This is a genomic window from Burkholderia sp. WP42 (genome assembly GCF_000745665.1).
GTDB classification, from domain to species: Bacteria; Pseudomonadota; Gammaproteobacteria; order Burkholderiales; family Burkholderiaceae; genus Burkholderia; species Burkholderia vietnamiensis.
The window spans coordinates 183,673-208,432 of record NZ_JQJT01000018.1; the positions used below are offsets into that span (position 1 = coordinate 183,673).

The window sequence follows — 24,760 nt, forward strand, 5'->3', positions numbered from 1 at the left end:
GGATGGCTTCAACGATCGGTGGACTGGGGGCCTGCGTTCGCCCGCGCGACCTGCGCGTGAGCGGCGGCTGGCAGCCGGGGCTTCTGGGGCGGCGTGCTGCCCGCGGCCGCCGCGAGACGCGCCGCGGCGGCTTCGATGCGTGCGACACGGGCTGCGTTGGCTGCGTTGGCCGCATCGGCCGGCGGCTGCGCGACGGCCGGCGCCGCGCTCACCGCACCGGCCGCAGCCGGTGCGGCTGCCGCCGCGTTCTCCGGCTGGACCGCGGCAGGCGCCGGTGCGTCGGCGGGCGCCGGGGCACGCGGTGCGGGCGCGGCCGCCGCCGGCGCAGCCGATTGCTGCGCCGGCGTGGGCGCCGGTGCCTGCGGCGCATCCGCGGCGCCGTTCGCCGGTTGCGCGGCCGGCCGGCGCACGCCGTGGCGGCCTTCCATGTTGCCGGTTGCGTACACGTCGGCTTCGTTCGGCTTCGAGAAGCTGTCGGTCGGCATCGGCTGGTCGGCGCTCTGCAGCGGCTTCACCAGGTGCGGCGTGATCAGGAAGATCAGCTCGGTGCGGTCCTGCTGGAACGACGTGCTGCGGAACAGCGCGCCGAGCACCGGCACTTCGCCGACGCCTGGGATCGCCTTGAGGGCGCCGGTGGCGTTGTCCTTGATGAGCCCGCCGATCGCGAACGACTCGCCGTCGCTCATCTGGACCGTCGTCGAGGCACGCCGCGTCGTGATGAGCGGCAGGATCGACGTGCCGCCGATGTTGGTCGCGCTCAGCGTGACGCCGGTTTGCGACAGCTCCGACACTTCCGGCGCGACCTTCAGGCTGATGCGGCCGTTCGCGAGCACCGTCGGCGTGAACTTCAGCGCGACACCGAATTCCTCCTGCTGCAGCGTGATCGTCGACACGCCGGTACCGCTGCTTTGCGGCACCGGGATGAAGATCTTGCCGCCGGCGAGGAACGTCGCCTCCTGGCCGCTGATCGTCACGAGGTTCGGCTCGGCGAGGATCTTCACGAGGTTGTCGGTGTTCTGCGCGTCGGCCGCGATGCTGAACGGCTTGTTGTTCGCCTTGTTGAACACCGCGGCGCTCGCGACGCCGGCGAGCAGGTTGCTGACCAGCGCGCCGCTCCACGAGCCGAAGCCGCCCTGGATGTTCAACGCGCTGCCCATCTGGTTGATCAGCGTCTTCGACACCTCGGCCACCTTGACCTCGAGCATCACCTGCTGCGGCGACGTGACGGACAGCATGTTGAGCACGCCGCCGCCCTTGGCCGTCCCGCCTTCGCCGCCGCCGGCGCTGTCGCTGTAGGCGCGCGCGATCTGCACGGCCTGCTGCGCGGCCTGCGAGTTCGACACGGTGCCGGCGAGCACGATCGTGCCGGCCGCGGTCGACACGTGAATGTCGCGCTCGGCCGGCATCAGTTGCAGCAGCGACGCCTGCAGGCCGCCCGCATCGGCGCCGACCGCCACGTCGATCACGCGGCACGCGCCGCTCTTGCCCTGCACGATCATGTTGGTCGTGCCGACCGACAGACCGAGGATGTAGAGCGTCTGCGGCGACACCATGGTTGCCTGCGCAACGGCCGGATTGCCGATGGTGCGATTGCGGACCGCCTCCGGCATCGGCACCAGCAACGACTTGCCGAGCGGCACGCTGACGCTGGTCGAATCGCGCACCGCGCCCACGCAGTTCGGCCCGCGCAGCGGCCCGGCAGCCGCGGCCGGCGCGGCGGCGATCGCCGGCGCCATGCTGATCGTCATCTGCATCGGCCCCTTCGCGACGGCGGCCGGCGCGCTCGCGCCGCCCTTCGTCAAGGCCGCCGATTCGGCGGCTTCCTGCGCCAGTGCGCTGTATACCGTCAGCGTTCCGGTACAGAGGATCGCGGCCATCATCGCGCCTCGTGCGATACGTGTGCGCACCGGGCCGGTACCTGAGTGTTGCGGATTGATCTTCATTTCGTCTGATCCCCCGAGTGACCGGCGCAGCGCCGGTTGTCGACTTCCAAGGCCGCCGTGCCCTGACGGCGGCCGATCTGGTTAATCTGTTGTGTGGGCCTGTCGTGCGGCTTCAGAAACACTCGACGCTGCCGTGCACGCCGGTCAGTACGCCGATGCAATCGCGGCGTGCCTCCGACGACGCGTGCGACGCGACGTGCACGCGCACGGTCCGCACGCGGGCCGGTGCCGGCGCGGGCGGTGCATCGGGCACCGGTGCCTTGCCGAGCAGCGTCATCTTGGTTGCGCCGTCGGTGGTGAGCGTCTTGTGATCGACCTGGTTGCGCAGCACCAGCGACAGCGTGCCGACGCTGCGGGCGAGGTCGAGGCGTTCGGCCTGGTCGGGCGTGACTTCGAGCGTCACCGCGTTGACGACTTTCGGCGCGGTGTCGTCGCGGCTCACCTGCTGCGCGACCGCCAGCACCAGGATGTGCTCGAGCACGATCTTCGAAATGCTCTGCCCGTCGGTCTTGCCCTGCTGCTCCTGCGTGTTGACGATCACGTCGACGTAGTTGCCCGGCAGCGCGAAGCCCGCGACGCCGACCACGTCGTTCACGCGCACCGTGATCGCGCGGCTGCCGTCGGCGATCACCGCGGACAGCCCGCCCTTGGTGCCGACCGGCGCGAGCTTCGACTCGATCACCGGCTCGCCGCGGGCGAGGCTGGTGCGCACGACGCGCCCTTCGAGTTCCTTCGTGTCGGTGAACGCGCCGGTCGGCACGCTGCCCGCCGGCCAGCTCACCATGTGGATCTGGTTCGGCCCGAGCGGCTCGCCCAGATTCAGGTCGGTGGTCGCGACCGCGACGGACGTGACCGAACCGTTGGACGTGTTCATCAGCCAGCGCGACGCGAACACGACCGCGGCAAGCCCCGCGACCATCGCGACCACCAGCATCAAGATTGCTCGACTGTTTTTCATGGCAATGCTCCTCGACGAATCGTGAAAGAAACAACTCAACCGGCGACGTGCGTGCGACCGCCGCGCTCGCCCGGCGGCAGATACCCGCCGTCGCGCTCCGGCGCCGCGCCGAAATAGCTGGCCCAGGCATCATGCAGCGCGTCGTGCGTCACTTCGGGCGGATCGCCGCGATACCGCGCGCCGGCGGCGACGAGGCGCAGCAGGTCGGTCGGGTAGCACGCGAGATACGCCTTGCCGGTCGGCAGGTGCAGCCGGTGCAGCAGGTAGTCGAAGGCGTCCTGCGACGACACCAGCCCGAGCGACTCGCACGCGGCGTCGAACACCGCGCGGTAGTGTTCGATCGACATCGCGCCGACGTGCAGCTTGGAGCCGAGCCGGCGCAGGAACGCTTCGTCGGCGAACTGCTCCGGCGCGAGGTTGCTCGAGAACACCGGCCACACGTCGAACGGCAGTACGAAGCGGGTGCCGGAATCGAGCGTCAGGAAATCGACGCCGCGATCGAGCGGGCGCAGCCAGCGGTTGAGCAGATCGCGCGGCTCGACGCGCTGGCGGCCGAGATCGTCGACGATGTACATGCCCATGTTTGCCTTCATGTGCGGCGGCGCCTGGTAGAAGCCGGCCGCGTCGTCGCGGCGCAGGTCGAGCTCGTCGAGCGTCAGCTCGCCGCCGGACATCACGACCGGCCGCTCGCAGAGTCGCCAGCGGCGATCGACCGACTGTCCTTCGCCTTGCGAAGGCGCGTCGATGTGCACGAGCGGATCGTGGATCTGGATCACTTCGCCGGCCGCGCAGATCGCGTACGGCACCGGCACATGACCGGCCATCAGCGCGCCGAGCCGCTCGGCGAGGTAGGTCTTGCCGCTGCCGGCCGGCCCGTGGATCAGCAGCGGCCGCCCGGCATTCAGCGCGGCGGCGGCCGCGTCGAGGATCGACGTGTCCATGATCACGCCGTCGAACACGGCCCACACGTCGTTCTGCGCGACGCGCAGCTTGCGCACCGAATGCGCGTCGATGCAGGCGAGATACGCATCGAGCGGCACCGGCGCCGGCCCGCTGTAGCTGCTGCGCGCGCGCTCTTCGAGCGCCGCGACGCGGCCGGCGTCGGTCAGGCGGAACGTCACGTCGAGGTCCGTCGTGCCGCGATGGGTCAGCTCGACCAGGTGCTCGCGCACCAGGAACGCGAACACGTCGTCGAGCACCGCGAGCGGCAGACAGTGGCGCTCGATCAGATCGCCGTACGACGGGCGGCCGAGCACCAGCGTCGCCTTCAGCACGAGCCCGGCCACGAAGGTCTGGCTCAGCCCGGTTTCCGCGATCGAGCGCGGCGCCGGCGGCAGCTGCGCGTCGGGCTTCGCATGCGCTTCCCGCTGCGGCGACGGCTGCGGCAGATGCGCTACCTGCGCGTCGCGTTTCGGTTCGGTGGGATTCGTGTTCATGTTCGTTCCATCCTCGTTGCGGATACGCCGCGCTATGCGCACGATGCGAACAGCATGCCCAGCGTGCCGACGGCGATTGCGACGCCATACGGCAACGCGCCGACCGACGCGGATTCGACGGGGCCGTCGGTTGCCCCTGCAAGCGGCGCGGCGGCGCGATGCGCGACCAGCATCCACACGTTGGTCCACATCCGGCGCATGCGGCCGCGCAGCAGCGCGAAGCCGAGTGCGCCGACGCCGCCCGCGACGAAGGTGGCCAGCACGATGTAGAAGGTCATCTGCGCGCCAACCCATGCGCCAATCGCGAGCATCAGCTTCACGTCGCCGGCGGCCATGCCGCGCAGCAGATAGAACGGCAGCAGCAGCCCGAGGCCGGTCGCCGCGCCGGCAAGCCACGCGAGCACGCCGGCCGGCACGCCGTGCAGCGCACATTGCGCGACCAGCGCACCGGCGAGCCCTGCGACGACGAGCCGGTTCGGGATGCGGCGGCTCGCGAGGTCCGTGCTGGCCGCCACGATCACGAGCAGCGTCACGCACAACGGAACCGGATAAGGCGGCGCAACTGGCAACATGGCGAACCTCGGTCAAATGAAACGATCTGGATTACTGCCCGAGCGCGGTATTCACCGCCGCGGTCACGATCGACGCGATCGCGTCGTACGCGCCTTGAACCGAGCCCTTCAGCGCGACCACGGCGCCGAGCACGACGGTCGCGAACACCGCTGCGAGCAGCGCGTATTCGATCGACGTCACCCCTCGCTCGTCGTCGATCCATCGCGATACCGCTACTGCAAGTACCCTGGCGCGCATGACGGCCTCCGATCCGGTTGATCGACCGAGCGGGAGACGGCTCGCGGAGCGCACCGGCCGAGCCATCCGCCATTCGGTCCATCAGACATTCGTTGCTTGGTATGTCCGGCCCTGCTCGACGGACGACATGGCGACGAACGGGCCGGACCAGCCGTTCGTCGCCCCGTCATTCAGATCGCCGCGTTGAGGTCGTCTGCGATCGTGTTGAACACAGTCTTCAGGTCGTTACCGACCAGCGTCAGCGCGGCAACGAGGCCGACTGCGATCAGCGCGGCAATCAGGCCGTATTCGATGGCCGTCACGCCTTGCTCGTCTTGAACGAAACCGCGGACCTTCTGGATGAACGTGGACATGGCTACTCTCCTTTTGCACTGCTACGAAAACCCCGTGGTCTGGAATAGACGCGGGGAGCGGGTACCACCGGTACTACAAAGAAACTCGGAGCCGAGGCTCAGCGACGGGTGCGGCCGGCTGCGAGCCGATCCGGACCTGGAGACGTCGGTGAGCTGGTGTGTGCGCTGCACATGCGTGGACCGATCGGCGATACATCACGATCGAACCGGACGGCACGGCTGCCGTCCTGCACAAGGCCGCGGATTGAATGACCGACGCAAGCGCGTCGATACTGCTGAAGGTTCCCGTCGCGGCATGCGAGCCGCGTGGTGCTGTGGTCTGTCATTTTTATTCCCCAATGCTGTCATCTGATTCTTATTGCGCGAACGATGCTGACGCTCGCTCGATCGATCGGTCGACGATGCTGCCCGCCGCTGCGTGGACCACTGCGCCGTATTCCCCGACGCGCTTGCGGTCCATCGTCCTGCACGGGTAAGGCGCTCCGGTATGTTCTGCTGCGTCAACCGGTCGCGGCTCGCATCGTCGCCTGCCGTGCGGCCCTAGACGCAAAGAGCAGGCCAGCCGACCGACAATCGAGGCGCAGCAAGGATTCCGACGATCCATGCGCCGGGCCGGCGGCAGTGCGACACCCGAAATGTTTCAGATTTGATATATGCGCGGCGGGCATCGGCGCGCGTCGGCCGGGCGCAGGCGCGCTGCCAGGGCGGTTCGAAAAATTTTCTCGGGACTTTCCCGAACCCGCGACGCCATTCATCCGACGCGTATTCGATGCAGTCCCGAAGCAGCGACAAACGCGGAATGTTTCAAGCGAGAAACATGAATTGCGCGGCGACCGATTTCTCTGACGTAAAAACGCCGTTTTCGGCCGAAGAACTGCCGCATCGACATCGCGCGTTTCCGGCCGCGGTTTGCGTCGTGCGATTTTTTCTCCAACAATGCATTCACCGGACAGCGCCATCGAATGCGATTCGATCCGGATACACGACAACACGAAAAGCCGCGCGCACACCGCGCGGCATTCACCAAACACGGGGCATCATGTACACGGCCAATGATGGAATGCGCTATCGCGCGACACGCTGTGCTCAATGGCTGACGGCCGACCGAATCGTTCCGTACAGCTGCGTGATGCTGCTGTTGTGCGTGGGCTTCGTGATCACATGGGCCGTCACCACCGACGCGTTCACGGCGCAAACCACCGCCCGCCCCGGCGTCGACTTCTCCGTGTTCTGGAGTGCATCGCATCTGGTGCTGCACGGTCATGCCGCAGCCGTCTACGATCCCGTGTTCTTCTCACGGGCCGAGGTCGCGAAATTCGGTGCCTACATGGGTCACCAGTCGCTGCCCTGGCTCTATCCGCCGACGATGCTGCTGTTCATCGCGCCGGTCGCCCTCGTGCCTTTCCTGCCCGCGTACATCCTCTTTTTTGCGGGCAGTCTTTTATGCTATGCGTACGCCGTCCTGCGACTGTCGGGCCTGCGTGCGCACCTGCCCGTGCCGCGCGCCGCCGTGCTCGTCGTGCTCGGCTACTCGGCCGTCTGCGCGTGCGTGCTGTACGGGCAGAACGGGCTGCTCACCGCCGGCATCGCGGCGCTCGCGCTGCACCTGCTCGGCCCGCGCCCGATCGTAGCCGGCGTGCTGATCGGACTGCTCGCCATCAAGCCGCAGATGGCGACGGTGTTCCCGTTCGTGCTGATCGCGACGCGCGCATGGCGCGCGTTCGGCGCGGCGGCGGTCACGACGACGCTGTTCACCGCGGCCGGTTTCGCACTGACCGGCCCAGGCTCGCTGGAGGGCCTCGCTCACGCGTTGTCGATCGTGCGCGGCATGCACTTCACGCTTCCCGCGTACTGGTTCGTGTCGCCGACGCCGTTCGCCGCGCTGCGGCTCGCCGGCGCGTCCATCGCGGTGTCGCTCGCGGTGCAGGGCGCCGTCGCGCTGCTCGCGATGGCCGCGGCCATCTCCGTGTGGCGCCGCACGACCGACATGCGCCTGCGCGGCGCGGTGCTGGCCGTCGCGACGCTGCTCGCGACGCCGTACCTGTGGCAATACGAGCTGACCTGGCTCGGCATCGCGGTGTTGTGCCTGATCGCGCACGGCCTCGACGAAGGCTGGCTGCCCGGCGACCAGATCGTGATCGTTCTCGCGTGGCTGCTGCCGGTGTTCGAAGTGTTCAACCGGATCACGAAGTGGCCGCAGATCGGCCCGGTCGTGCTGCTCGCCGTGCTGCTGATCACCGTGCGGCGCGCCGCGCTGCCGCCGCGGGAACGGCAATGAAGGCGCCGCGCTTCCTGCTGCATGGCGGCTCGGCGATCGATGCTCATCCGGAGCTGCCGATCGCCGGCCCGCGCCGCCATCCGCACTGGCTCAATCGCGATCGCGTGCGCACGTATGCGGCGGCGGCCCTGCTGACCGAGCTGCTGTTCGTCTGCGTCTATCTCGCGCGCGTGCACGGCTCGCATACGTCGGTGCCCGAGCCGCTCGCGCAGGATTTCGCGCCGCTGTGGAGCGCCGCGCGGCTCGCGGTGCACGGGCATGCGCTCGATGCGTGGCATTTTCCGTCGCTGTTCGCGATCGAGCGGCTGGCGATTCCGACGCTGAATCTCGCCGGCGGCTCCGCACCGTGGCTCTACCCGCCGACGATGCTGCTGCTGGTCGCGCCGCTCGGCTGGCTGCCGTATCCGGGCGCGCTCGCGATCTGGCTCGGGCTCACGTGGATGCTGTTCGCAGCGACGATCCGCGCGACCGTGCAGCGCGACGCCGCGCTGCTGTGTGCGCTGGCGTTTCCCGGCGCGTTCGTCGCGCTGCTCGCCGGACAGACGAGCCTCGCGAGCGCGGCGCTGGCGGGCCTCGGCCTGCTGGCGCTGAACCGGCGCCCGGTCGCGGCGGGCATCTGCTTCGCGTTGCTGACGGTCAAGCCGCAGATCGCCGTGCTGTTCCCGCTCGCGTTGCTGTGCGCCGCGCAATGGCGCGCGCTGGCGGCATGGGCCGCGACGCTCGCCGCGGGCGTCGTGCTGTCGACGCTCGCGTTCGGCTTCGAGACGTGGATCGCGTTCGGACACGGGATCGCCGACGCATACCGCAACGTCGACGCGGGCCATGCGCAGCTCGCGCGCATGCCGACGGTGTTCGCGCTGGTCGCGTACGCCGGCTGGCCGGCCGCGCTGGCGCGCACGCTGCAGCTGCTGTCCGGCGCGGCCGCCGCGCTCGTCGTGGGGTACGCGTGGCGCGGCGCGTGTTCGTATGCGCTGCGCGCGGCGACGCTCGCCTGTGCCTGCCTGCTGGTCAGCCCGTATCTGTTCGACTACGACCTCACGTGGTACGGCCTCGTGATCGCGTGGTACGCACGCTATGCGTGGACGCACGGCTGGCGGCGCTTCGATCGCGAGTGGCTGCTGCTGATGTGGGTCATGCCGCTCGCCGGCCTCGTGCTGGTGCCGCATCTGTCGTTCCAGTTCATGCCGCTCGTCACGCTCGCGTCGCTCGCGATGCTCGCCGCCCGGATCGCACAGGAACGACGCGACGTGCCGTCGATGCCCGACGCGCACGATCACTCGACCGACACCGGCTTCACGCATCCGGCCCGGTCGCATCACCGCTCGAGGCACGGATTGCGCCGCATCGGCCGCCCGCTGTTCGGCGCCGATCGCTGATATGTCATTACAGGGGAACCCGTCATGCGCGAATCGCTCTACACACCGCTCGTGTCGCTCGTCGTGCCGTTCTACAACGAAGGCGAAGCCGTCGAACGCTTCTTCGACGTCGTGATTCCGCTGATGGCGGGCATCGAGGCGATCCGCTTCGAGATCGTCTGCGTGAACGACGGCAGCCGAGACGACACGCTCGACCGCCTGATCCGCGCCAGCATGAGCGATCGGCGCGTGCGGATCATCGACCTCACCCGCAACTTCGGCAAGGAAGCGGCGCTCACGGCCGGCCTCGACGAAGCGGCCGGCGACGCGGTGATCCCGCTCGACGCGGACCTGCAGGATCCGCCTAGCCTGATCCCCGTCATGATCGAACACTGGCGCGACGGCGCGGAAGTGGTCGCCGCGCAGCGCAGCAGCCGCGCCTGCGATTCGTTCGCGAAGCGCACCACCGCCGCGATCTACTACCGCGTGCACAACCTGCTGTCGGACGTGAAGCTGCCGGAGAACGTCGGCGATTTCCGGCTGATGGACCGCAAGGTCGTCAACGCGCTGCGCAGCCTGCCCGAACGGCATCGCTTCATGAAGGGGCTGTTCGCGTGGGTCGGCTACCGCACCGTGATCGTCGAGTATCAGCGCGACGCGCGCAGCGCCGGGCACTCGAAGTTCTCCGGATGGAAGCTGTGGAACCTCGCGCTCGAAGGCATCACGAGCTTCAGCACCGTGCCGCTGCGCAGCTGGACCTACATCGGCGTGTGCATCGCCGCGCTCGCTTTCCTGTATGGCTCGTTCATCATCGCCCGCACGCTGCTGTTCGGCAATCCGGTGCTCGGCTATCCGTCGCTGCTGTCGATCATGCTGTTCATCGGCGGGATCGAGCTGATCGGCATCGGCGTCGTCGGCGAGTACGTCGGGCGCATCTACGACGAGACGAAGCAACGGCCCGTCTATCTGGTGCGCCGCCGCTATCAGGCGCACGCGAAGGTGATCGAGCTGCCGGTCGCGCGCGATGCGCGGCGGGCCGGCGCACGCCGGCGCGTGCAGCCGGCGCGCGTGCGGGTCGGCGCGCGCTGAGCCGCGGGGCGCGCCGATGTTCGCGCTGCTGTATGCCGAACGTGCGCGGCTGGCACGCTTCGGCGTGACCGGGCTCGGCTCGACCGCGCTGCACGTGCTGGTCGCGTCCGCGCTGTATGCCTGGTTCGATGCGACGCAGGTCGCCGCGAACGCCACCGCGTTCGTCTGCGCGACCGCGTTCTCGTATCTGGCGAACACGCTGTGGAGCTTCTCGTCGACGCTGCATTCGCGCAACCTGCTGCGTTACCTCACCGTCGCAACGGCCGGCTTCATCGAAACGATGCTGCTCGCGCGCGCCGCCGAACTGCTCGACGTGTCGCGCGGCGCGGCCATCGTCGCGATCGCGCTGCTGATCCCGCCGACGATGTTCGTGATGCACCGCGCGTGGACGTATCGCTGATGCGTCGGCGTCGTGCGAGGCCCGGTGGCCTGCATCCAATCGTTGCATGAGACGGCGATGCGGCGGCTTGCACCGCTTCCGCCGATACCGCTGCTTCGGTCTACCGATCGCATGCGCCGCACGCGCGGCCGTGTCGCGACGTTCATCGAACGGTCATCGAACCGTCGCAGCCGATCGGCGCGGCGCCTGCTAGGATGGCATGTCCGCCGCGGGACGGCGGCGACGCTCGCACGCTGCGCGGCACGAATCGTGCTCGGTGCGCACCCGCATCCCATTCGACGCCGGCTTCGGCGCTACGCGCCGTCGGCACGAGACTCGTGACTCGTCCATGCCCAGGAAAAAATCCAGCCTCTGGCTCCGGCCCTTCGACCTGCTTGCCGCCGCCACCGGCACGCGGCCGAAACGTAAAACCGCGAAGCCCGCCGCGTCGGTCAAGCGCAGCGCCGGCGCCAAGACGGCGCGCGCCGCCCGCCCCGCCGCGCCCGCGGCCCGCACGTCGCCGCGCGAGACGCAGGGCGCGTGGCTGCGTTCGTTCCATTCGGCGCGCCCGGCCGCCGGCCGCCTCGTCAACCATCTCGCCTATGCGCTGTACCTGCCCGCCGCGGCGGCGACGACGCGCGACATGCCGCTCGTCGTGATGCTGCACGGCTGCAAGCAGACCGCCGAATCGTTCGCGGCCGGCACGCGCATCTGCCGCGTCGCGGCGCGCGCCGGGTTTGCGGTGCTGTTGCCCGAGCAGGCGAAGACGGCGCACTCGCACCGCTGCTGGAACTGGCATGGCGATGCATCGCTGTCGGAAGCGCCGGCGATCGCGTCGCTGGTCGATGCGATCGTGCGCGAACGCGGCTTCGATCGCGACCGCGTCTATCTGGCCGGCATGTCGGCTGGCGCCGGGCTGGCCGCGCGGCTCGCGCTCGACTATCCCGACCGGTTCGCTGCCGTCGGGCTGCACTCCGGCCCGGCCATCGCGCCGCCGTTGTCGACGATGGCCGCGATGAGCGTGATGCGGCGCGGGCTGCGCGACGATCCGATCCGCACCGTCGACACCTGCGTCGACACGCATCATTACCCCGGCATGCCCGCGCTGATCGTGCACGGCGGGCTCGACACGGTCGTCGCCGAGCAGAACGCGGTGCAGCTCGGCGTCGCGTTCGCGCGCCTCAATCGGCTGATCGACGAGGCAGGCGAGCCGCGCGTCGGCGAGCAGCGCACGTACACGCACGACGGCGTGCGCTACACCGACTATCTGCACGGCGGCCGGGTGATCGTGCGCGTCTGCATCGTGCACGGCCTCGCCCATGCGTGGAGCGGCGGCGATCCGCGCGAGGCGTTCCATTCCGCGACCGGGCCGGATGCGACCGCGATGTTCTGGAATTTCTTCCGCAGGCGACGGCGCAAGCGCTAGCGCTTGCGCGGCGGCGCGCATGCACGACTCACGCGCGCTGCGCGATCGCTGTCGCGTCGCTCGCGTCCGCGTGCGACCGCCGGATCGGCAGCCGCACGCAGAACGTCGTGCCCTGCCCCGGCACGCTCGTCACGTCGATCGTGCCGCGATGGCGCTCGACGATCCCGTGCGACACCGACAACCCGAGCCCCGTACCCTGTCCGACCGGCTTCGTCGTGAAGAACGGATCGAAGATCCGCCGCGCGACGTCCGGCGCCATGCCGGTTCCGGTGTCGCTGATCGCGATCGACACGCATTCGCCGTCGCTCGACGTGCGGATCGTGATCACGCCGCGCGTCGGAATCGCGTGCGCCGCGTTGACCAGCAGGTTCATGAACACCTGATTCAACTGCGACGGCAGGCATTCGACCGGCGGCACGTCACCGTACTCGCGCACGATGTCGGCCTTGTACTTCAGTTCGTTGTGGACCACGTTCAGCGTGCTGTCGAGGCCCGCGTGCAGATCGACCACGCTCCACTCGCCGCTGCCCGGCCGCGAGAAATCGCGCAGGTCCTGCACGATTCGCCGCACGCGCACCGCGCCGTCGATCGACTCGTCGATCAGCGTGCCGATCTCGTCGCGCACGTAGTCGAGGTCGGCCGCGCGGCGCTGCGCCGCCAGCGCGTCGCGCGCGGCCGGCTCGAGTTGCGGCAGCAGCGCGTCGTGCGCGGCGAGCACGTCGAGCAGGCTGCGCACCCACGTGCGCAGCGTGTTGAGGTTCGCGCTGATGAAGCCGATCGGATTGTTGATCTCGTGCGCGACGCCGGCCGCGAGCTGGCCGATCGACGCGAGCTTTTCCGATTGCAGCAGCTGCACGTGGGTGTCCTCGAGCGCGCGCAACAGGCGCCGCTGTTCGTCCTTCTCCTGCTCGAGCCGCGCCTGCGCGGCACGGCGCTCGTCGATCTCGGTCGCCATGTTCTCGCGCGTGCGCTGCAGCATCGCGGTGGTCTGCTCGTAGCGGCGCAACGCGGTCTCGAGCTCCGCGGTGCGCACGCGCACCAACCGTTCGAGCGTGTCGGTCATGCCGCGCAGGAACGTCGTGCGGGCGTCGAACCGGCACACCAGCAGCGTGACGGTCAAGGTCGCGGTGGTGAACATCGCGATGGTCGTCGCGAGCCACGGCGCGTCGATCCCGTTCGCGGCGCCGCAGCGCGCGTCCGGCGCAAAATGCGCGGCCGCCATCGCCGTGTAGTGCATGCCGGTGATCGCGATGCCCATGACGAGCGCCGCGCCGATCCGCAGCGCGCTCGCATGGCGCGCGTGCTGCGCGCGCAACGCCTGCGCCATCCACAGCGCGGCCGTCGACGCGATCACCGCCACGCCGATCGACGCCGCGAACAGCGCGGGGTCGTAGCGAATGCCGGGCGTCATGCGCATCGCCGCCATCCCGGTGTAGTGCATCCCGACGATGCCCGCGCCCATCAGCATGCCGCCGGCCAGCAGCCGCGCGCCGCCCAGGCGCGCACGCGTGACGACGGTCAGCGCGAAGTACGACACGAGCACGGCGATCGCCAGCGATGCGCCCGTATCGGTCAGCGCATAGCCGAGCGGAATCGGCAGCGACAGCGCGAGCATGCCGACGAAGTGCATCGACCAGATCCCCGTGCCCATCGCGACCGCGCCGCCTGCCAGCCAGGCGCGCCTGAGCGTCCGCTTCTCGAGCAGCGAGATGAACGCGGCGAGGTCGAGCGCCGTGTACGAGGCGAGCGTCGCGATCACGAGCGACAGCAGGACGAGCGGCAGATTGTAGGTGCCATGCATGATTGCGCCTCGGTCGGATTGAACGCGTGGCCCTCGCGCGCGAGGGCCGTGCAGCCGCGCGCCGGCTCAGGCGGACGGCGCGTGGCTCGCCGCAGCCGCGCCCGCGCCCGCGCCCGCGCCCGTCGCACCGGTCGCGCCGGCCACCACGAGGATGTCGAACGACGTGCCTTCGCGCGCCTCGAAGCGGCGCACGAGTTCGATCTGGTGCGCCGTCATCACGCTGCCCTTCGTCATCAGCAGCACGCCGCGATGGGTGCGCAGATCGTCGGCGAGCTGCATGCCCTCGCGCAGCTGCGCGGACTGGATCTCCGCCACCGACGCCGCGATGCCGAGGTTCTGGGGATCGCGCATCAGGTCGATGAAGCGCGCGACGAGCAGCGGGTCGTAGCGCACGCCGGCCTGCGAGCGCAGCACGTCGATCGCCTGCTCGACCGAATGCGGCGCGCCGATTTCGCCGTTGCGCAACCCTTCGAAGTCGCGCGCGATCGCGACGATCCGCGAGCCTTGCGGAATCGCGTCGCCGACGAGGCCGTCGGGCGTCCCGCGTCCGTTGAAGCGCTCGTATTGGTGCAGCACGATCGACGCGACCTTGTGCAGCTGCGCGATCGGCGTCAGCACCATCTGCGCCCGCAGCGGATGCTGCTGGAACAGGCTGTGTTCGTCGGTCGTCATCTTGACGATCGGCTTGTGCAGCAGCTCGTCGGGCAGCGACAGCTTGCCGATCCCGTGCAGCAACCCCGCGTAATACACGTCCTGCGCGTGCAGGCTGCTCATCCCGGCCGACAGCGCGAGCCGGCGCGCGATCTCGCCGACGCGCATCGCATGACCGCTCGCCGATCCGCAGCGCAGCTCGATCATGCTGGCGCAGACCTGGACCATCGCGGTGAAACTGCTTTTCAGGTCCTGCTGCGCGGCTTCGAGGAACAGCACCGTCTGCGCGAGCTCCTCGGTGCGCGCGCGCACCTGGGTCTCCAGCTCCGCGTTGAACCGGCGCAGCGTTTCGTTCTGCGCTTCGGTCAACGCGGCGAGCCGCGCGGCCTCGGCGCGCAGGCGCCGCTGCTCGAGCGCCTGCTCGAGCGTCATCAGCAGGTCCTGATCGTCCCAGGGCTTGTTCAGGTAGCGATACACGCCGCCCTCGTTGACGGCCTCGACGATCGACGCGATGTCGGAATAGCCGGTCAGCAGCACCCGCATCGTCTCCGGGTACAGCGCGCGGGCACGGCGGAGAAACGCCGCGCCGCTCATGGTCGGCATCCGCATGTCGGACACGATCAGGTCGACTTCGGTCGTCGCGAGGATTTCCAGCGCCGCCTCCCCGCTGTCGGCCGTCAACACTTCGTAATTCGCGGGCCGCAGCACGCGCCGCAGCGCGGACAGCACGTTCGGCTCGTCGTCGACCAGCAGGATCGACGCGGTGCGGCGCGGCTCGCCGTCCGCCGTTGCGCCGATCGTTTCAGGCAGCGCGGCAGTCATGCCGGTCGCGCCATCGGTTGCGTCTGTTCCGTTCGTCGCGGAAATCGTCATAATCGGCCTCGGATCAATTGTCTTCACCACCTCTCCTCTGTGAGAACGGCCGGCGGCGCGCATTCCGTATCGGGGAAAACGCTGATGCAGCGCAGCCGACTGGCGGCGCAGCTGGCTGCGACGCGCGCCGGCTTCCGGTATCGTGGCGGGGCGCGCCGAGCGCGGCGCGCGCCGGCTGCACACTCATTCAACCTATGGAGCACGCATGATCCTGGAAATGGCATCGCTCGAAATCGATCCGGCGCAAGCCGCCCAATTCGAAGCGGCGGTTCGCGCCGCACTGCCGCTGTTCGCGCGGGCGCGCGGCTGCGGCGGCGCGCAGCTGCATCGCGTGATCGAGCGCAGCGGCGGCTATCTGCTCGTCGTCGAATGGGAGACCGTCGACGACCACATGGTGCATTTCCGCCAGTCGGACGACTTCCAGGCGTGGCGGCAGCTGGCTGGCCCGTTCTTCAAGAGCCCGCCGCAGGTCATGCATACGGAAGTCGCGGTGAAGTGAGCGCCGCGACACGCGAGCGGCGCGCCGCCCCGCATCGGCGGCGTCGCGCCCGCGCCCGCGCCCGCACGCGCACTCGCACTCGCACTCGCGCGCGCCGTTCGCGCGTGAGCGCAACGCCGCATCCCGCGCACCTCGCGCAACCGATCCTCTACGAGCCTTCGCAATGACCATCGACCCTTCCGTCCTCGCCGCCTTCACGCCGACCGGCAAGCTGCGCGCATCGATCAATCTCGGCAACCCGATTCTCGCGAACCGCGACCCGGCCACCGGCGAGCCGTTCGGCGTGTCGATCGACCTCGCGCGCGCATTCGCCGAGCGCCTGTCGGCCGAACTCGAACTGGTCGTGTTCGACGCGGCCGGCAAATCGGTGCAGGCGCTCGCCGACGAGCGCGCCGACTTCGGCTTCTTCGCGATCGATCCGCTGCGCGGCGAGACGGTCGCGTTCACCGAGCCGTACGTGCTGATCGAGGGCTACTACCTGGTGCGCGACGATTCGCCGATCCGCAGCAATGCCGACGTCGATCAGCCGCACAACCGCGTGACGGTCGGCAAGGGCAGCGCGTACGACCTGTTTCTCACGCGCGAGCTGAAGGCCGCGCAGATCGTGCGTGCGCCGACTTCGGCGGACGTCGTGCCGACCTTCGTCGACGAGCGGCTCGAAGTCGCAGCGGGCGTGAAGCAGCAGCTCGAGGCCGATGCGGCGAAGACGCCCGGCCTGCGGCTGCTCGGCGAGCGCTTCATGGTGATCCGGCAGGCGATGGGCGTGCCGAAGAGTCGCGGCGAAGCGGCCGCCGCGCTGCTCGGCGCATTCGTCGAGGAAATGAAGGCGTCGGGCTTCGTCGCCGATGCGCTGCGGCGGCACGGGATCAGCGGCGCGTCGGTCGCGCCGTAACGCTGACCGGCCGCTGACCGGCCGCGCTGCAAGGCGATGTCGGCCTCGGTGCAGACCGAGGCGCCGACATTACTCCACGGCGGCCGGCACGAACGGCTGCGGATACCGCCCCGCCGCCTGACGCTCGATCATCCAGTCCGGATAGCCGGACGGCAGCGCACTCACCGTGTCGAGATGCGCCAGCTCGTCCGCGCTCAGCACGACGTCGAGCGCGCCGAGATTGTCTTCGAGCTGCTCGATCCGTTTGGCGCCGACGATGACGCTCGTCACATGCGGCTTCGCGAGGAGCCACGCGAGCGCGATCCGCGCCACCGACACGCCGCGCGCGTCGGCGAGCGTGCGCATCGCCGCCACGCACGGCCACGCGCGCTCGAGATCGACCGGCGGGAAATCGAAATGCGCACGGCGCGCACCGGCATCGGTAGGCGCACCCGGCCCGAACTTCCCCGACAGCAGGCCGCCGGCGAGGGGCGACCAGACCAGCAGCGACAGTTGCTCGTCGCGCGCGAGCGGCACCAGCTCGCGCTCGACGTCGCGTCCGGCGATCGAGTAATAGGCCTGCAGCGTCTCGAAGCGCGTCGCGCGGAGCGCTTCGCTGAGCCCGAGCGCCTTGCCGATCTTGCCGGCTCGCCAGTTCGAGACGCCCACATAACGCACCAGCCCCTGACGCGTCAGGTCGTCCAGCGCCCGCAGCGTCTCGTCGATCGGCGTGACCGGATCGTTCGCATGGATCTGGTAGAGGTCGATATGGTCGACCTGCAGCCGTTCCAGGCTGCGCTGCGCCGAATCCATGATGTGCGCGCGCGACGCGCCCTGATCGTTCGGCTTCGGACCCATCGCGCCGGCCGTCTTGGTCGCCAGCACGACGTCGGCGCGCGGCACGCCGACGTGCTTCAGCGCCTGGCCGACGATGCGCTCGGACTGGCCGAACGAGTAGACGTCCGCGGTATCGATGAAGTTGATGCCGCCCGCCAGCGCGCGTTCGATCAGCCGGTTCGCGTCGTGCTGGCCGACGGCGCCGATCGCCGCCCACATGCCGGCGTCCGCATTGCCGCCGAGCGTCATCGTGCCGAGACACAGCTCGGAGACGTACAGGCCCGTGCGGCCCAATTGCTTGTATTTCATCCTGGTTCCTTTCCGGTTCGCCAACACCGCATGCGGCGGCGCGCGCTCACGCGTCGCGCGCCGGATGCGAATTCAGCCGATCTGCGCGCGCCCCGCGCGCCACTGCGCGGCGACGGTCGCGACGCGCTCGCCGTAGCGGCGGGCGGTCTCGAGATCGCCCGGCGACATTTCGTCGGGCGACGCATCGGCCGGCGTCTGCGCCATCGGCGCAAGATACGAGCCCATGCGATTCAGGTCGTCGCGCTGCGACGCCTTCAGGTTCGCCGGCTTGAGGTCCATGCTGACCCAGAGGCCGCCGTGCTGGCCCGCCAGCAACACGAAGTACTCGAGCGTGTTCAGCTTGTCGCCGTTGACGCTCGCGCTGTTGGTGAAGCCGCCGAACAGCTTGTTGCGCCACGCGCCTTCGAACCACGCCTTCGACGTGGCGTCGGCGAATTTCTTGAACTGCCAGCTGGGGCCGCCCATGTAGGTCGGCGAGCCGAACAGGATCGCGTCGGCCGCGGCAAGCGTGCGCCACGCATCGTCGGCGACGTTTCCGTCGGCGTCGATCGCGACCAGCACGGCGCCCGCGCCATCGGCGACGGCCTTTGCCATCCGTTCGGTATGGCCGTAGCCGGAGTGGTAGACGACGACCGTGCCGGCCGCGGAGGAAGTCGATTGCGTCATGGTTGAGCGTCCTTTGGTTCGGGTTGCCGTCGGGCGACGACATGGGAACGCACTTTACTGAGTCGCAAATGCGTTATAAATGGGCGACCTTTGAACGTTCTGTTACCCCCGGAGAGAACAATGCAAAACCTCGATGCGCTTTTGATCTTCGCCCGGGTGGCCGAGATGACGAGCTTCACGCGCGCCGCCGAGAGCCTGGGGATCCAGAAGGGCCGCGCATCGATGGTCGTCCGCCAGCTGGAGCGCGACGTCGGCGTGGCGCTGCTGCACCGGACGACGCGCAGCGTGCAGCTGACCGAGGACGGCCGCGCGTTTTACGCGCGCGCCCGCGATCTGCTGGCCGAAGTGCAGGAATTGCAGTCGATGTTTTCGGGCAGCGGCACGCGCCTGCGCGGGCGGCTGCGCGTCGACATGCCGACCGAGTTGGCGCGCAGCGTCGTGGTGCCGGCGCTGCCGCAGCTGATGGCCGCGCATCCCGAACTCGAGCTGGAACTGTCGAGCACCGACCGGCGCGTCGATCTCGTGCAGGAAGGGTTCGACTGCGTCGTGCGGCTCGGCCCGATCATCGACGACACGCTGATCGCGCGGCCGCTCGGCCGCCTGCGGATGATCAATGCGGCGAGCCCCGACTATCTGGCGCGGCACGGCGTACCGCATACGCTCGACGATCTGCTCGGCCAAGGGCACCGGATGGTCCACTACTCGCTGACGCTCGGCGCGCGGCACGCCGGATGGGAATACCCGAAGGGCGACGGCTACGCGACGCTCGCCTTGCCGAGCGCGATGCAGGTGAACAACGTGCAGACCTATCATGCGGCCGGGCTGGCCGGCATCGGCCTGATCCAGGCCGGCTATTCGGGCGTCGCGCCGCACATCGCGAGCGGCGCGCTGGTGGAGGTGCTGCCCGACCTGCGGCCCGAACCGCTCGCCGCGTCGCTGGTGGTGGCGCATCGGCGCAATCTGTCGCCGCGCGTGCGCGCGTTCATGGACTGGATCGAACGCGTGCTGCAGCCGTACTTCGATTGAGCGCACGCGGCATCGCGCGAGCGGCCGTCCTCGCCGCCAACGACCCGTTGCGACGTTTCAGATCTGCAACCTGAACCGCGGTGCGGTCGCCCGGTTTCGTCAGACGCAGGTAGGCGCGCGTCGGCGCGGTCCGTACTGCGGCATACGCTCCCGACGCTGCCTCGCGGCTTGCCCGATATCCGCGCGTGCGCGGCGCGGCGCGGTTGCGCGATCGCAGCGCGGCGCCGTCGCCTTCGCGTTGAGCGCGACCGCGCCGAGATGGCGGCCGGCATTCGCCAACGCAACGAACGACGGCCGAGCCGATTCGCGGCGCGCGACCGTTTCAGGATCGACACATTTCCGGCGACGGCGAGCATCCCGACCCGCATGGGCGCGCCGCCGGCCGCCTGCCCGCGCGCATCGACGGCCGTGGCACGCTCCATGCGTTCACGCCAGAGACGCCGGACCCACCGTATCGGCGCGCACACAATATTTCGAATAAGTCCGCGTCCGGCGCACCCGTCGATGAGTTCTCCGGTGCACGGCGCATCGGGGGACACGATGAAAACGAACACGACCGTCTCGATCGGCGCGGCTGCGCGCGCCGACAGCAGCACAGCAACGCTCCCTTCGCGGCCGCTGGCCGCCGTATCTCGCGCATTTCATCGCGCCGACCCGCTCGACGCGAACCCGGCGACGCCCGTGCGCACGCGCGCGCCGCGTGCGGCCGCGCGCAGCGCCGGCGTCCGCAGGTTCGGCCGGCCCACCGCCGGCCGCGCACCGCAACCCGCACGCTGAGCGCCAGCCGGCGCTGCATTCGGACGCACCGCGGCCGTCCGCGCGCGCCGCCGACAGCGGCGGCCGGCGCCCGATGGCCCGATGGCCCGGTGGCCCGACAGCTCGTTGCACCGCCGGCAGCCGGCAAGCGCACGCAATCCCGTCGACGAGAGCCTGCCATTCCATCATGAATCCGAGTGAGAAACCCGGCCGTTCGGACATCGCACTGGTGGTTTCGCTGGCCGTCCTGTTCGTGGTCGCGCATCCCTACACGGGCATCCGGCACGACGCGATTCTGTACACCGCGCAGGCGCTGCACAACCTCGATCCCGACAGCTTTGCGCACGACCTGTTCTTCCAGTACGGCTCGCAGGATCGCTGGACGATCTACGGGCGGATGTTCGCGCTGCTCGTGTCCGCGTTCGGCCTGCGCGCGAGCAATCTCGCGTGCCTGATCGCCGCTCAGGCACTGTGGTGGACCGGCATCTGGCGGCTCGCCCGCCAGCTGCTGCCCGCACCGTGGCACTGGGTCGCGCTGCTGTTCGTCGCGTGCATGCCGGCCGATTACGGCGCCGGCCTGATCTTCTCGTACGACGAAGGCTTCGTCACCGCGCGGCTGCCGGCCGAAGCGCTCGGCCTGTGGGCGATCGCGTCGCTGCTCGAACGCCGGTATCGCGTGGCGCTCGCGCTGACCGTCGTCGCCGCCGCCGTTCATCCGCTGATCGGCGGCGCTGCGCTGGCGTTCGTCGCGCTCGTGCGGCTGCCGCGCGTCGCGTGGTGGCGGCTATTGCCGATCGCGCTGATCGCGTTCGCCGTCGTCGAGATGCCGGCCTTCCACGCGCTCCACCTCGATCCGTTCGATCCGGAATGGCGAGCGATCGCGCGCTACAACGTGCCGTTCCTGTTCCCGACCCTGTGGTCGCTCACCGCATGGAGCAAGCTGTGCTGGGCGATCGCGCTTCCCGCGGCGCTATCGGCGGACCCGGCGCAGCCGCAACGCGCGCTGTGGTCGAACCTCGCGTTGATCGGCGTGGCGGGCGTCGCGGCGACCACGATCGCGGACCTGACCGGCCAGGACGCGCTGTGGATCCAGCTGCAGCCGTGGCGCACGCTGTGGCTGCTCTCGGTGATGCAATGGCCGGCGGCCATCCTGCTCGTGCGGCGCGAAGCACGCGTGCGGCCGACGCTGCTCTGGCTGCTGGCGATCTGCTGGCTGCTGCTCGACGTCGGCGGCGGGGTCATCGCGCTGGCCGTCGCCGCCGCGCTGCACGTGGGCGCGCGCCGGCCCGCCGCTTCGGTGCCGGTCACGCAGCTGCGCGACCTCGGTACGGTGCACCGCGCCGCATGGATCGGAACCACGCTGATCGCCGCGATCGTCTGGTTCGTATTCCAGTGCGCGTATCAGGTCGCGCGCGCCGCCTATCCGACCGGCAAGGTCGCGCTCGACATCGGGTGGCTCGAAGCGTTGATTCACACGCATCTGGCGATCGTGCCGGTCGCGTTGCTGGTCGCGCTCCACCTGTCGCGCACGCGACTCGCGGCCGCCGCGCTTCCCGTCACATTGGCCGCGCTCGCCGCGTATGGATTCGTCAATCTCGACCAGCGCTCCGCGGCGGCGACGCTCGTCGAAGCGCGCGCCGACCGCCCGGCGCTCGCGCCGTTCGCCCGCACGGTCGCTCGCGGCGACATCGTGTATTGGGACGGCCCGGGCGACGAAGTCGTCTACCCGTGGTTCCTGATGAAGACGTCGAGCTATTACTCGTCGGCGCAGGCGGCCGGGTTGATCTTCAACCGCCGCACCACCTTCGAGGCCGTGCGGCGCGTCGAGCTGATCCGGCGAGACCCGTATGCCGCGCGGCCGCCGCGCGGCGGCGCCACCGCCGCCGCTGCGGACAAGCACTCGAACGTCTTCGTGTCCACCTACGACTACGTCGCGCTGACCGCGGCCGGCATCCGGCGCGTGTGCGCCGATCCCGTGCTCGATTTCATCGTGTCGCGTCGGCACTACCCGGCATTGGCGACGCGCGACGCGTGGTCGCCCGACGCCGCAAGCACCTTCTGGCTGTACGACTGCGGCCGCATCAGGACGGCAGGCGCGGCCGCGCACGCGCTGACCGTACATGCGCAACCGCGCACCGACACCGACGCAATTCACGAGCGAATGCCCGCTGCAGCGCAGGCCGGCCCGCCCGCGCGTGACGACGCGCGCGTGGACGGCGCTTGAGCCGGACGCCCGCAACCGCTTCGACATCACGGCTCGCCGTCCGGCTGGAACGGCAGAGACGACACACGACAAACCAGCGACTCGACACTCGGGGTGACATCATGGATCAATCGGTTGACGTACTGATCATCGGCGCCGGGCCGGGCGGCCTCACCGCCGCCTACCTGCTGACCAAACAGACCGCGCTGTCGGTCGCGCTCGTCGAGAAGGATCCCCACTATGTCGGCGGCATCAGTCGCACCGAACGGTTCGACGGCCATTGCTTCGACATCGGCGGGCACCGCTTCTTCTCCAAGTCCGCCGAGGTCGTCGCGCTGTGGCACGAGCTGCTGCCGGACGACTTCATCGAGCGGCCGCGCAGCTCGCGCATCTTCTACCGGAACAAGTTCTACCGCTATCCGCTCGACGGGCTCGAAGCGTTGATGAACCTGGGCATCGTCGAAAGCGCGCGCTGCGTGCTGTCGTACCTCGCCGCGCGCGTGCGGCCGTGCCGCAACCCGACGTCGTTTCATCAATGGGTCGCCAATCAGTTCGGCGAACGGCTGTTCTCGATCTTCTTCAAGACCTACACCGAAAAGGTGTGGGGCATGTCCTGCGACGAAATTTCGGCCGACTGGGCCGCACAGCGCATCAAGGGGCTCAGCCTGTCCACCGCGATCGCCGGTGCGGTGAAGCGGTCGCTTGGGATCCGGTCGCGCCGGACCGACGTCAAGTCGCTGATCGAATCGTTCCACTACCCGCGACGCGGCCCCGGCATGCTGTGGGAAGCCGCCGCGCGCAAGTTCGAGCAGCAAGGCGGACGGTTGATGATGGGCCACGCAGCGGGCGCACTGCAGTACGACGGCCACGCGCGGCGCTGGCTCGTCGAAACCATCGGCCCCGACGGACAGACGCATCGCATCAGCGCGCGCGACGTCGTGTGCACCGCGCCGCTGCGGGAAACCATCAACGCGATTTCGCCGCGGCCGTCGTCCGCCGATGCCGCCGCGCGGCTCCAGTACCGCGACTTCATCACGGTCGCGCTGATACTCGACCGGCCGGCCACGTTCACGGACAACTGGATCTACATCCACGACCCGTCGGTCAAGGTCGGGCGCATCCAGAACTTCGCATCGTGGTCGCCCGAGATGGTGCCCGACGCCGCGACGGGCGGTTGCCTCGGGCTCGAGTACTTCTGCTTCGACGGCGATGCGATGTGGGAGAGCAGCGACGCCGACATCACCGCGCTCGCGATCCGCGAGCTCGAACAGATCGGCTTGGCGACGCGCGACCAGATCCGCGGCGCGCGCGTCGTGCGCCAGCCGAAGGCGTACCCGGTGTACGACGACGATTACCGCGCGATCGTCGACCAGATCCGGGCCGATCTGGCCGAACACTTTCCGAATCTGCATCTCGTCGGCCGCAACGGCATGCACAAGTACAACAACCAGGACCACGCGATGATGACGGCGATGCTGACCGTCGAGAACATCGTCGCCGGGCATCGGCTTCGCGACGTATGGGCCGTCAACGAGGACGCCGAATATCACGAGAGCGGCGCCGAACCGCAAACCGGCGCAGCGGGCCTGCGCGCCGTGCCGGCCCGCACCGTTCAGTGGAGGCGGACATGATGCTGTCGCGCTATTGCGTCGTCAGCGTGGTGTCGCTCGGCGTCGACTGGGCGCTGTTCGTCGTCCTGACGGCGACGATGCCGATCGACGCGGGGATCTCGGCGTGGCTCGCGTACCTGGGCGGCGGTGTCGTCAACTATCTGCTGTCGCGCCGCGTGGTGTTCCGCTCCGACGCGACCGGCCGCCGGCAGCTCGGCGAAGCGCTGCTGTTCGCGGCGAGCTGCGCGCTCGGCTCGCTGCTGACCGGCGGCATCGTGCACGTCGCGTCGGCGCGGGTCGGCACGGTCGCCGCGAAATGGATCGCGGTGGCCGTCAGCTTCGTCACGCTGTATCTGGTGCGCAGGATCGTCGTGTTCAGGACGGCGCACGTGCGCGTAGAGGATGCGGCGGCGGCCGCGCGCCGCGAAGCCGGCGCGAGCGCGCACGTCGAGGCGACGGTTCGTTGACCGCGTGGGCGGATAAGGGCGGAACGCGTGCATAGTGCGCCCGCCCGCTTGTCCGACGCGCGATCGATCGCACTGCCCGAATCGAAAACCGGCGCCGACGTCCGATCCGAACGCCGGCGGCGGCCTCGGCAACGCTGCGTTTCGCCCCGACACGCAGTGCCCGC

The 24,760-nt window shown here is 69.5% G+C and carries 22 protein-coding genes; 12 read left to right on the forward strand and 10 right to left on the reverse strand.

The genetic code is table 11. The features are described 5' to 3' along the window. Positions 1-8: 8 nt before the first annotated feature. The 6 genes from EX20_RS11875 to EX20_RS11900 form a co-directional block, all read right to left on the reverse strand. Positions 9-1,943, reverse strand: a complete 1,935-nt coding sequence (locus EX20_RS11875) for a type II and III secretion system protein family protein (RefSeq protein ID WP_034193650.1) — start codon at positions 1,941-1,943, stop codon at positions 9-11. Positions 1,944-2,055: 112 nt separating this feature from the next. Then, positions 2,056-2,901 (reverse strand): Flp pilus assembly protein CpaB, encoded by an 846-nt coding sequence (gene cpaB, locus EX20_RS11880; protein WP_011880530.1) that lies wholly within the window; start codon positions 2,899-2,901, stop codon positions 2,056-2,058. 35 nt (positions 2,902-2,936) lie between these two features. After that, on the reverse strand, positions 2,937-4,337 hold the full coding sequence (locus tag EX20_RS11885) for a P-loop NTPase family protein (protein WP_011880531.1): 1,401 nt from the start codon (positions 4,335-4,337) through the stop codon (positions 2,937-2,939). Between the two features lie 32 nt (positions 4,338-4,369). Further along, positions 4,370-4,909, reverse strand: coding sequence for an A24 family peptidase (locus tag EX20_RS11890; RefSeq protein ID WP_014726178.1), 540 nt, complete (start codon positions 4,907-4,909; stop codon positions 4,370-4,372). A gap of 31 nt (positions 4,910-4,940) precedes the next feature. Then, complete coding sequence (locus tag EX20_RS11895) at positions 4,941-5,147, reverse strand: Flp family type IVb pilin (protein ID WP_011880533.1); 207 nt, start codon at positions 5,145-5,147, stop codon at positions 4,941-4,943. Positions 5,148-5,317: 170 nt separating this feature from the next. Beyond that, positions 5,318-5,500 carry a Flp family type IVb pilin gene (locus tag EX20_RS11900; RefSeq protein ID WP_011880534.1) on the reverse strand — a complete coding sequence of 61 codons (183 nt, stop codon included), beginning with the start codon at positions 5,498-5,500 and terminating at the stop codon, positions 5,318-5,320. Positions 5,501-6,539: 1,039 nt separating this feature from the next. On the opposite strand from EX20_RS11900, the gene EX20_RS11905 reads away from it, so the two are divergent. The 5 genes from EX20_RS11905 to EX20_RS11925 all read left to right on the forward strand — a co-directional run bounded on the left by EX20_RS11905 (position 6,540) and on the right by EX20_RS11925 (position 12,027). Further along, positions 6,540-7,778, forward strand: a complete 1,239-nt coding sequence (locus EX20_RS11905) for a glycosyltransferase family 87 protein (protein ID WP_034193651.1) — start codon at positions 6,540-6,542, stop codon at positions 7,776-7,778. Then, on the forward strand, positions 7,775-9,154 hold the full coding sequence (locus EX20_RS11910; protein ID WP_034193652.1) for a glycosyltransferase family 87 protein: 1,380 nt from the start codon (positions 7,775-7,777) through the stop codon (positions 9,152-9,154). Before EX20_RS11905 ends, EX20_RS11910 begins: the two co-directional genes overlap by 4 nt. A 24-nt stretch (positions 9,155-9,178) precedes the next feature. After that, the gene (locus tag EX20_RS11915) at positions 9,179-10,222 is read left to right on the forward strand and encodes a glycosyltransferase family 2 protein (protein ID WP_034193653.1); all 1,044 of its coding nucleotides are present in this window, start codon (positions 9,179-9,181) and stop codon (positions 10,220-10,222) included. A 16-nt stretch (positions 10,223-10,238) separates the two neighbouring features. Beyond that, on the forward strand, positions 10,239-10,622 hold the full coding sequence (locus EX20_RS11920) for a GtrA family protein (protein WP_034193680.1): 384 nt from the start codon (positions 10,239-10,241) through the stop codon (positions 10,620-10,622). Between the two features lie 328 nt (positions 10,623-10,950). Further along, positions 10,951-12,027: an extracellular catalytic domain type 1 short-chain-length polyhydroxyalkanoate depolymerase gene (locus EX20_RS11925; RefSeq protein ID WP_034193654.1), complete on the forward strand. Its 1,077-nt coding sequence runs from the start codon at positions 10,951-10,953 to the stop codon at positions 12,025-12,027. Positions 12,028-12,055: 28 nt separating this feature from the next. On the opposite strand, the gene EX20_RS11930 is transcribed toward EX20_RS11925, so the two are convergent. Next, positions 12,056-13,828 carry a histidine kinase gene (locus EX20_RS11930; RefSeq protein ID WP_034193655.1) on the reverse strand — a complete coding sequence of 591 codons (1,773 nt, stop codon included), beginning with the start codon at positions 13,826-13,828 and terminating at the stop codon, positions 12,056-12,058. Between the two features lie 66 nt (positions 13,829-13,894). Further along, positions 13,895-15,352, reverse strand: a complete 1,458-nt coding sequence (locus EX20_RS11935) for a response regulator c-di-GMP phosphodiesterase, NosR family (RefSeq protein ID WP_034193656.1) — start codon at positions 15,350-15,352, stop codon at positions 13,895-13,897. Between the two features lie 205 nt (positions 15,353-15,557). Here EX20_RS11935 and EX20_RS11940 point away from each other — a divergent pair, with 205 nt between their 5' ends. Beyond that, entirely contained in the window at positions 15,558-15,851 is a 294-nt protein-coding gene (locus EX20_RS11940; RefSeq protein WP_014726186.1) for an antibiotic biosynthesis monooxygenase family protein, read from the forward strand. Between the two features lie 163 nt (positions 15,852-16,014). Next, positions 16,015-16,743, forward strand: a complete 729-nt coding sequence (locus EX20_RS11945; protein ID WP_014726188.1) for an ABC transporter substrate-binding protein — start codon at positions 16,015-16,017, stop codon at positions 16,741-16,743. A 69-nt stretch (positions 16,744-16,812) separates the two neighbouring features. Here the strand turns inward: EX20_RS11945 and EX20_RS11950 are convergent, their stop codons facing one another. Beyond that, positions 16,813-17,868 (reverse strand): aldo/keto reductase, encoded by a 1,056-nt coding sequence (locus EX20_RS11950; RefSeq protein ID WP_034193657.1) that lies wholly within the window; start codon positions 17,866-17,868, stop codon positions 16,813-16,815. Positions 17,869-17,940: 72 nt separating this feature from the next. After that, positions 17,941-18,534, reverse strand: a complete 594-nt coding sequence (locus EX20_RS11955) for a flavodoxin family protein (protein ID WP_034193658.1) — start codon at positions 18,532-18,534, stop codon at positions 17,941-17,943. Positions 18,535-18,654: 120 nt separating this feature from the next. On the opposite strand from EX20_RS11955, the gene EX20_RS11960 reads away from it, so the two are divergent. The 5 genes from EX20_RS11960 (at position 18,655) to EX20_RS11985 (ending at position 24,596) form a co-directional block, all read left to right on the forward strand. Beyond that, entirely contained in the window at positions 18,655-19,560 is a 906-nt protein-coding gene (locus EX20_RS11960) for a LysR family transcriptional regulator (RefSeq protein WP_011880547.1), read from the forward strand. 168 nt (positions 19,561-19,728) lie between these two features. After that, entirely contained in the window at positions 19,729-20,337 is a 609-nt protein-coding gene (locus EX20_RS31880; RefSeq protein WP_156126946.1) for a hypothetical protein, read from the forward strand. Between the two features lie 166 nt (positions 20,338-20,503). Next, positions 20,504-22,540, forward strand: coding sequence for a hypothetical protein (locus EX20_RS11975; RefSeq protein ID WP_081350647.1), 2,037 nt, complete (start codon positions 20,504-20,506; stop codon positions 22,538-22,540). A 101-nt stretch (positions 22,541-22,641) separates the two neighbouring features. Beyond that, positions 22,642-24,150 carry an NAD(P)/FAD-dependent oxidoreductase gene (locus EX20_RS11980; protein ID WP_034193661.1) on the forward strand — a complete coding sequence of 503 codons (1,509 nt, stop codon included), beginning with the start codon at positions 22,642-22,644 and terminating at the stop codon, positions 24,148-24,150. Beyond that, the gene (locus tag EX20_RS11985) at positions 24,147-24,596 is read left to right on the forward strand and encodes a GtrA family protein (protein ID WP_034193662.1); all 450 of its coding nucleotides are present in this window, start codon (positions 24,147-24,149) and stop codon (positions 24,594-24,596) included. Before EX20_RS11980 ends, EX20_RS11985 begins: the two co-directional genes overlap by 4 nt. The last annotated feature ends 164 nt before the right edge of the window (positions 24,597-24,760 follow it).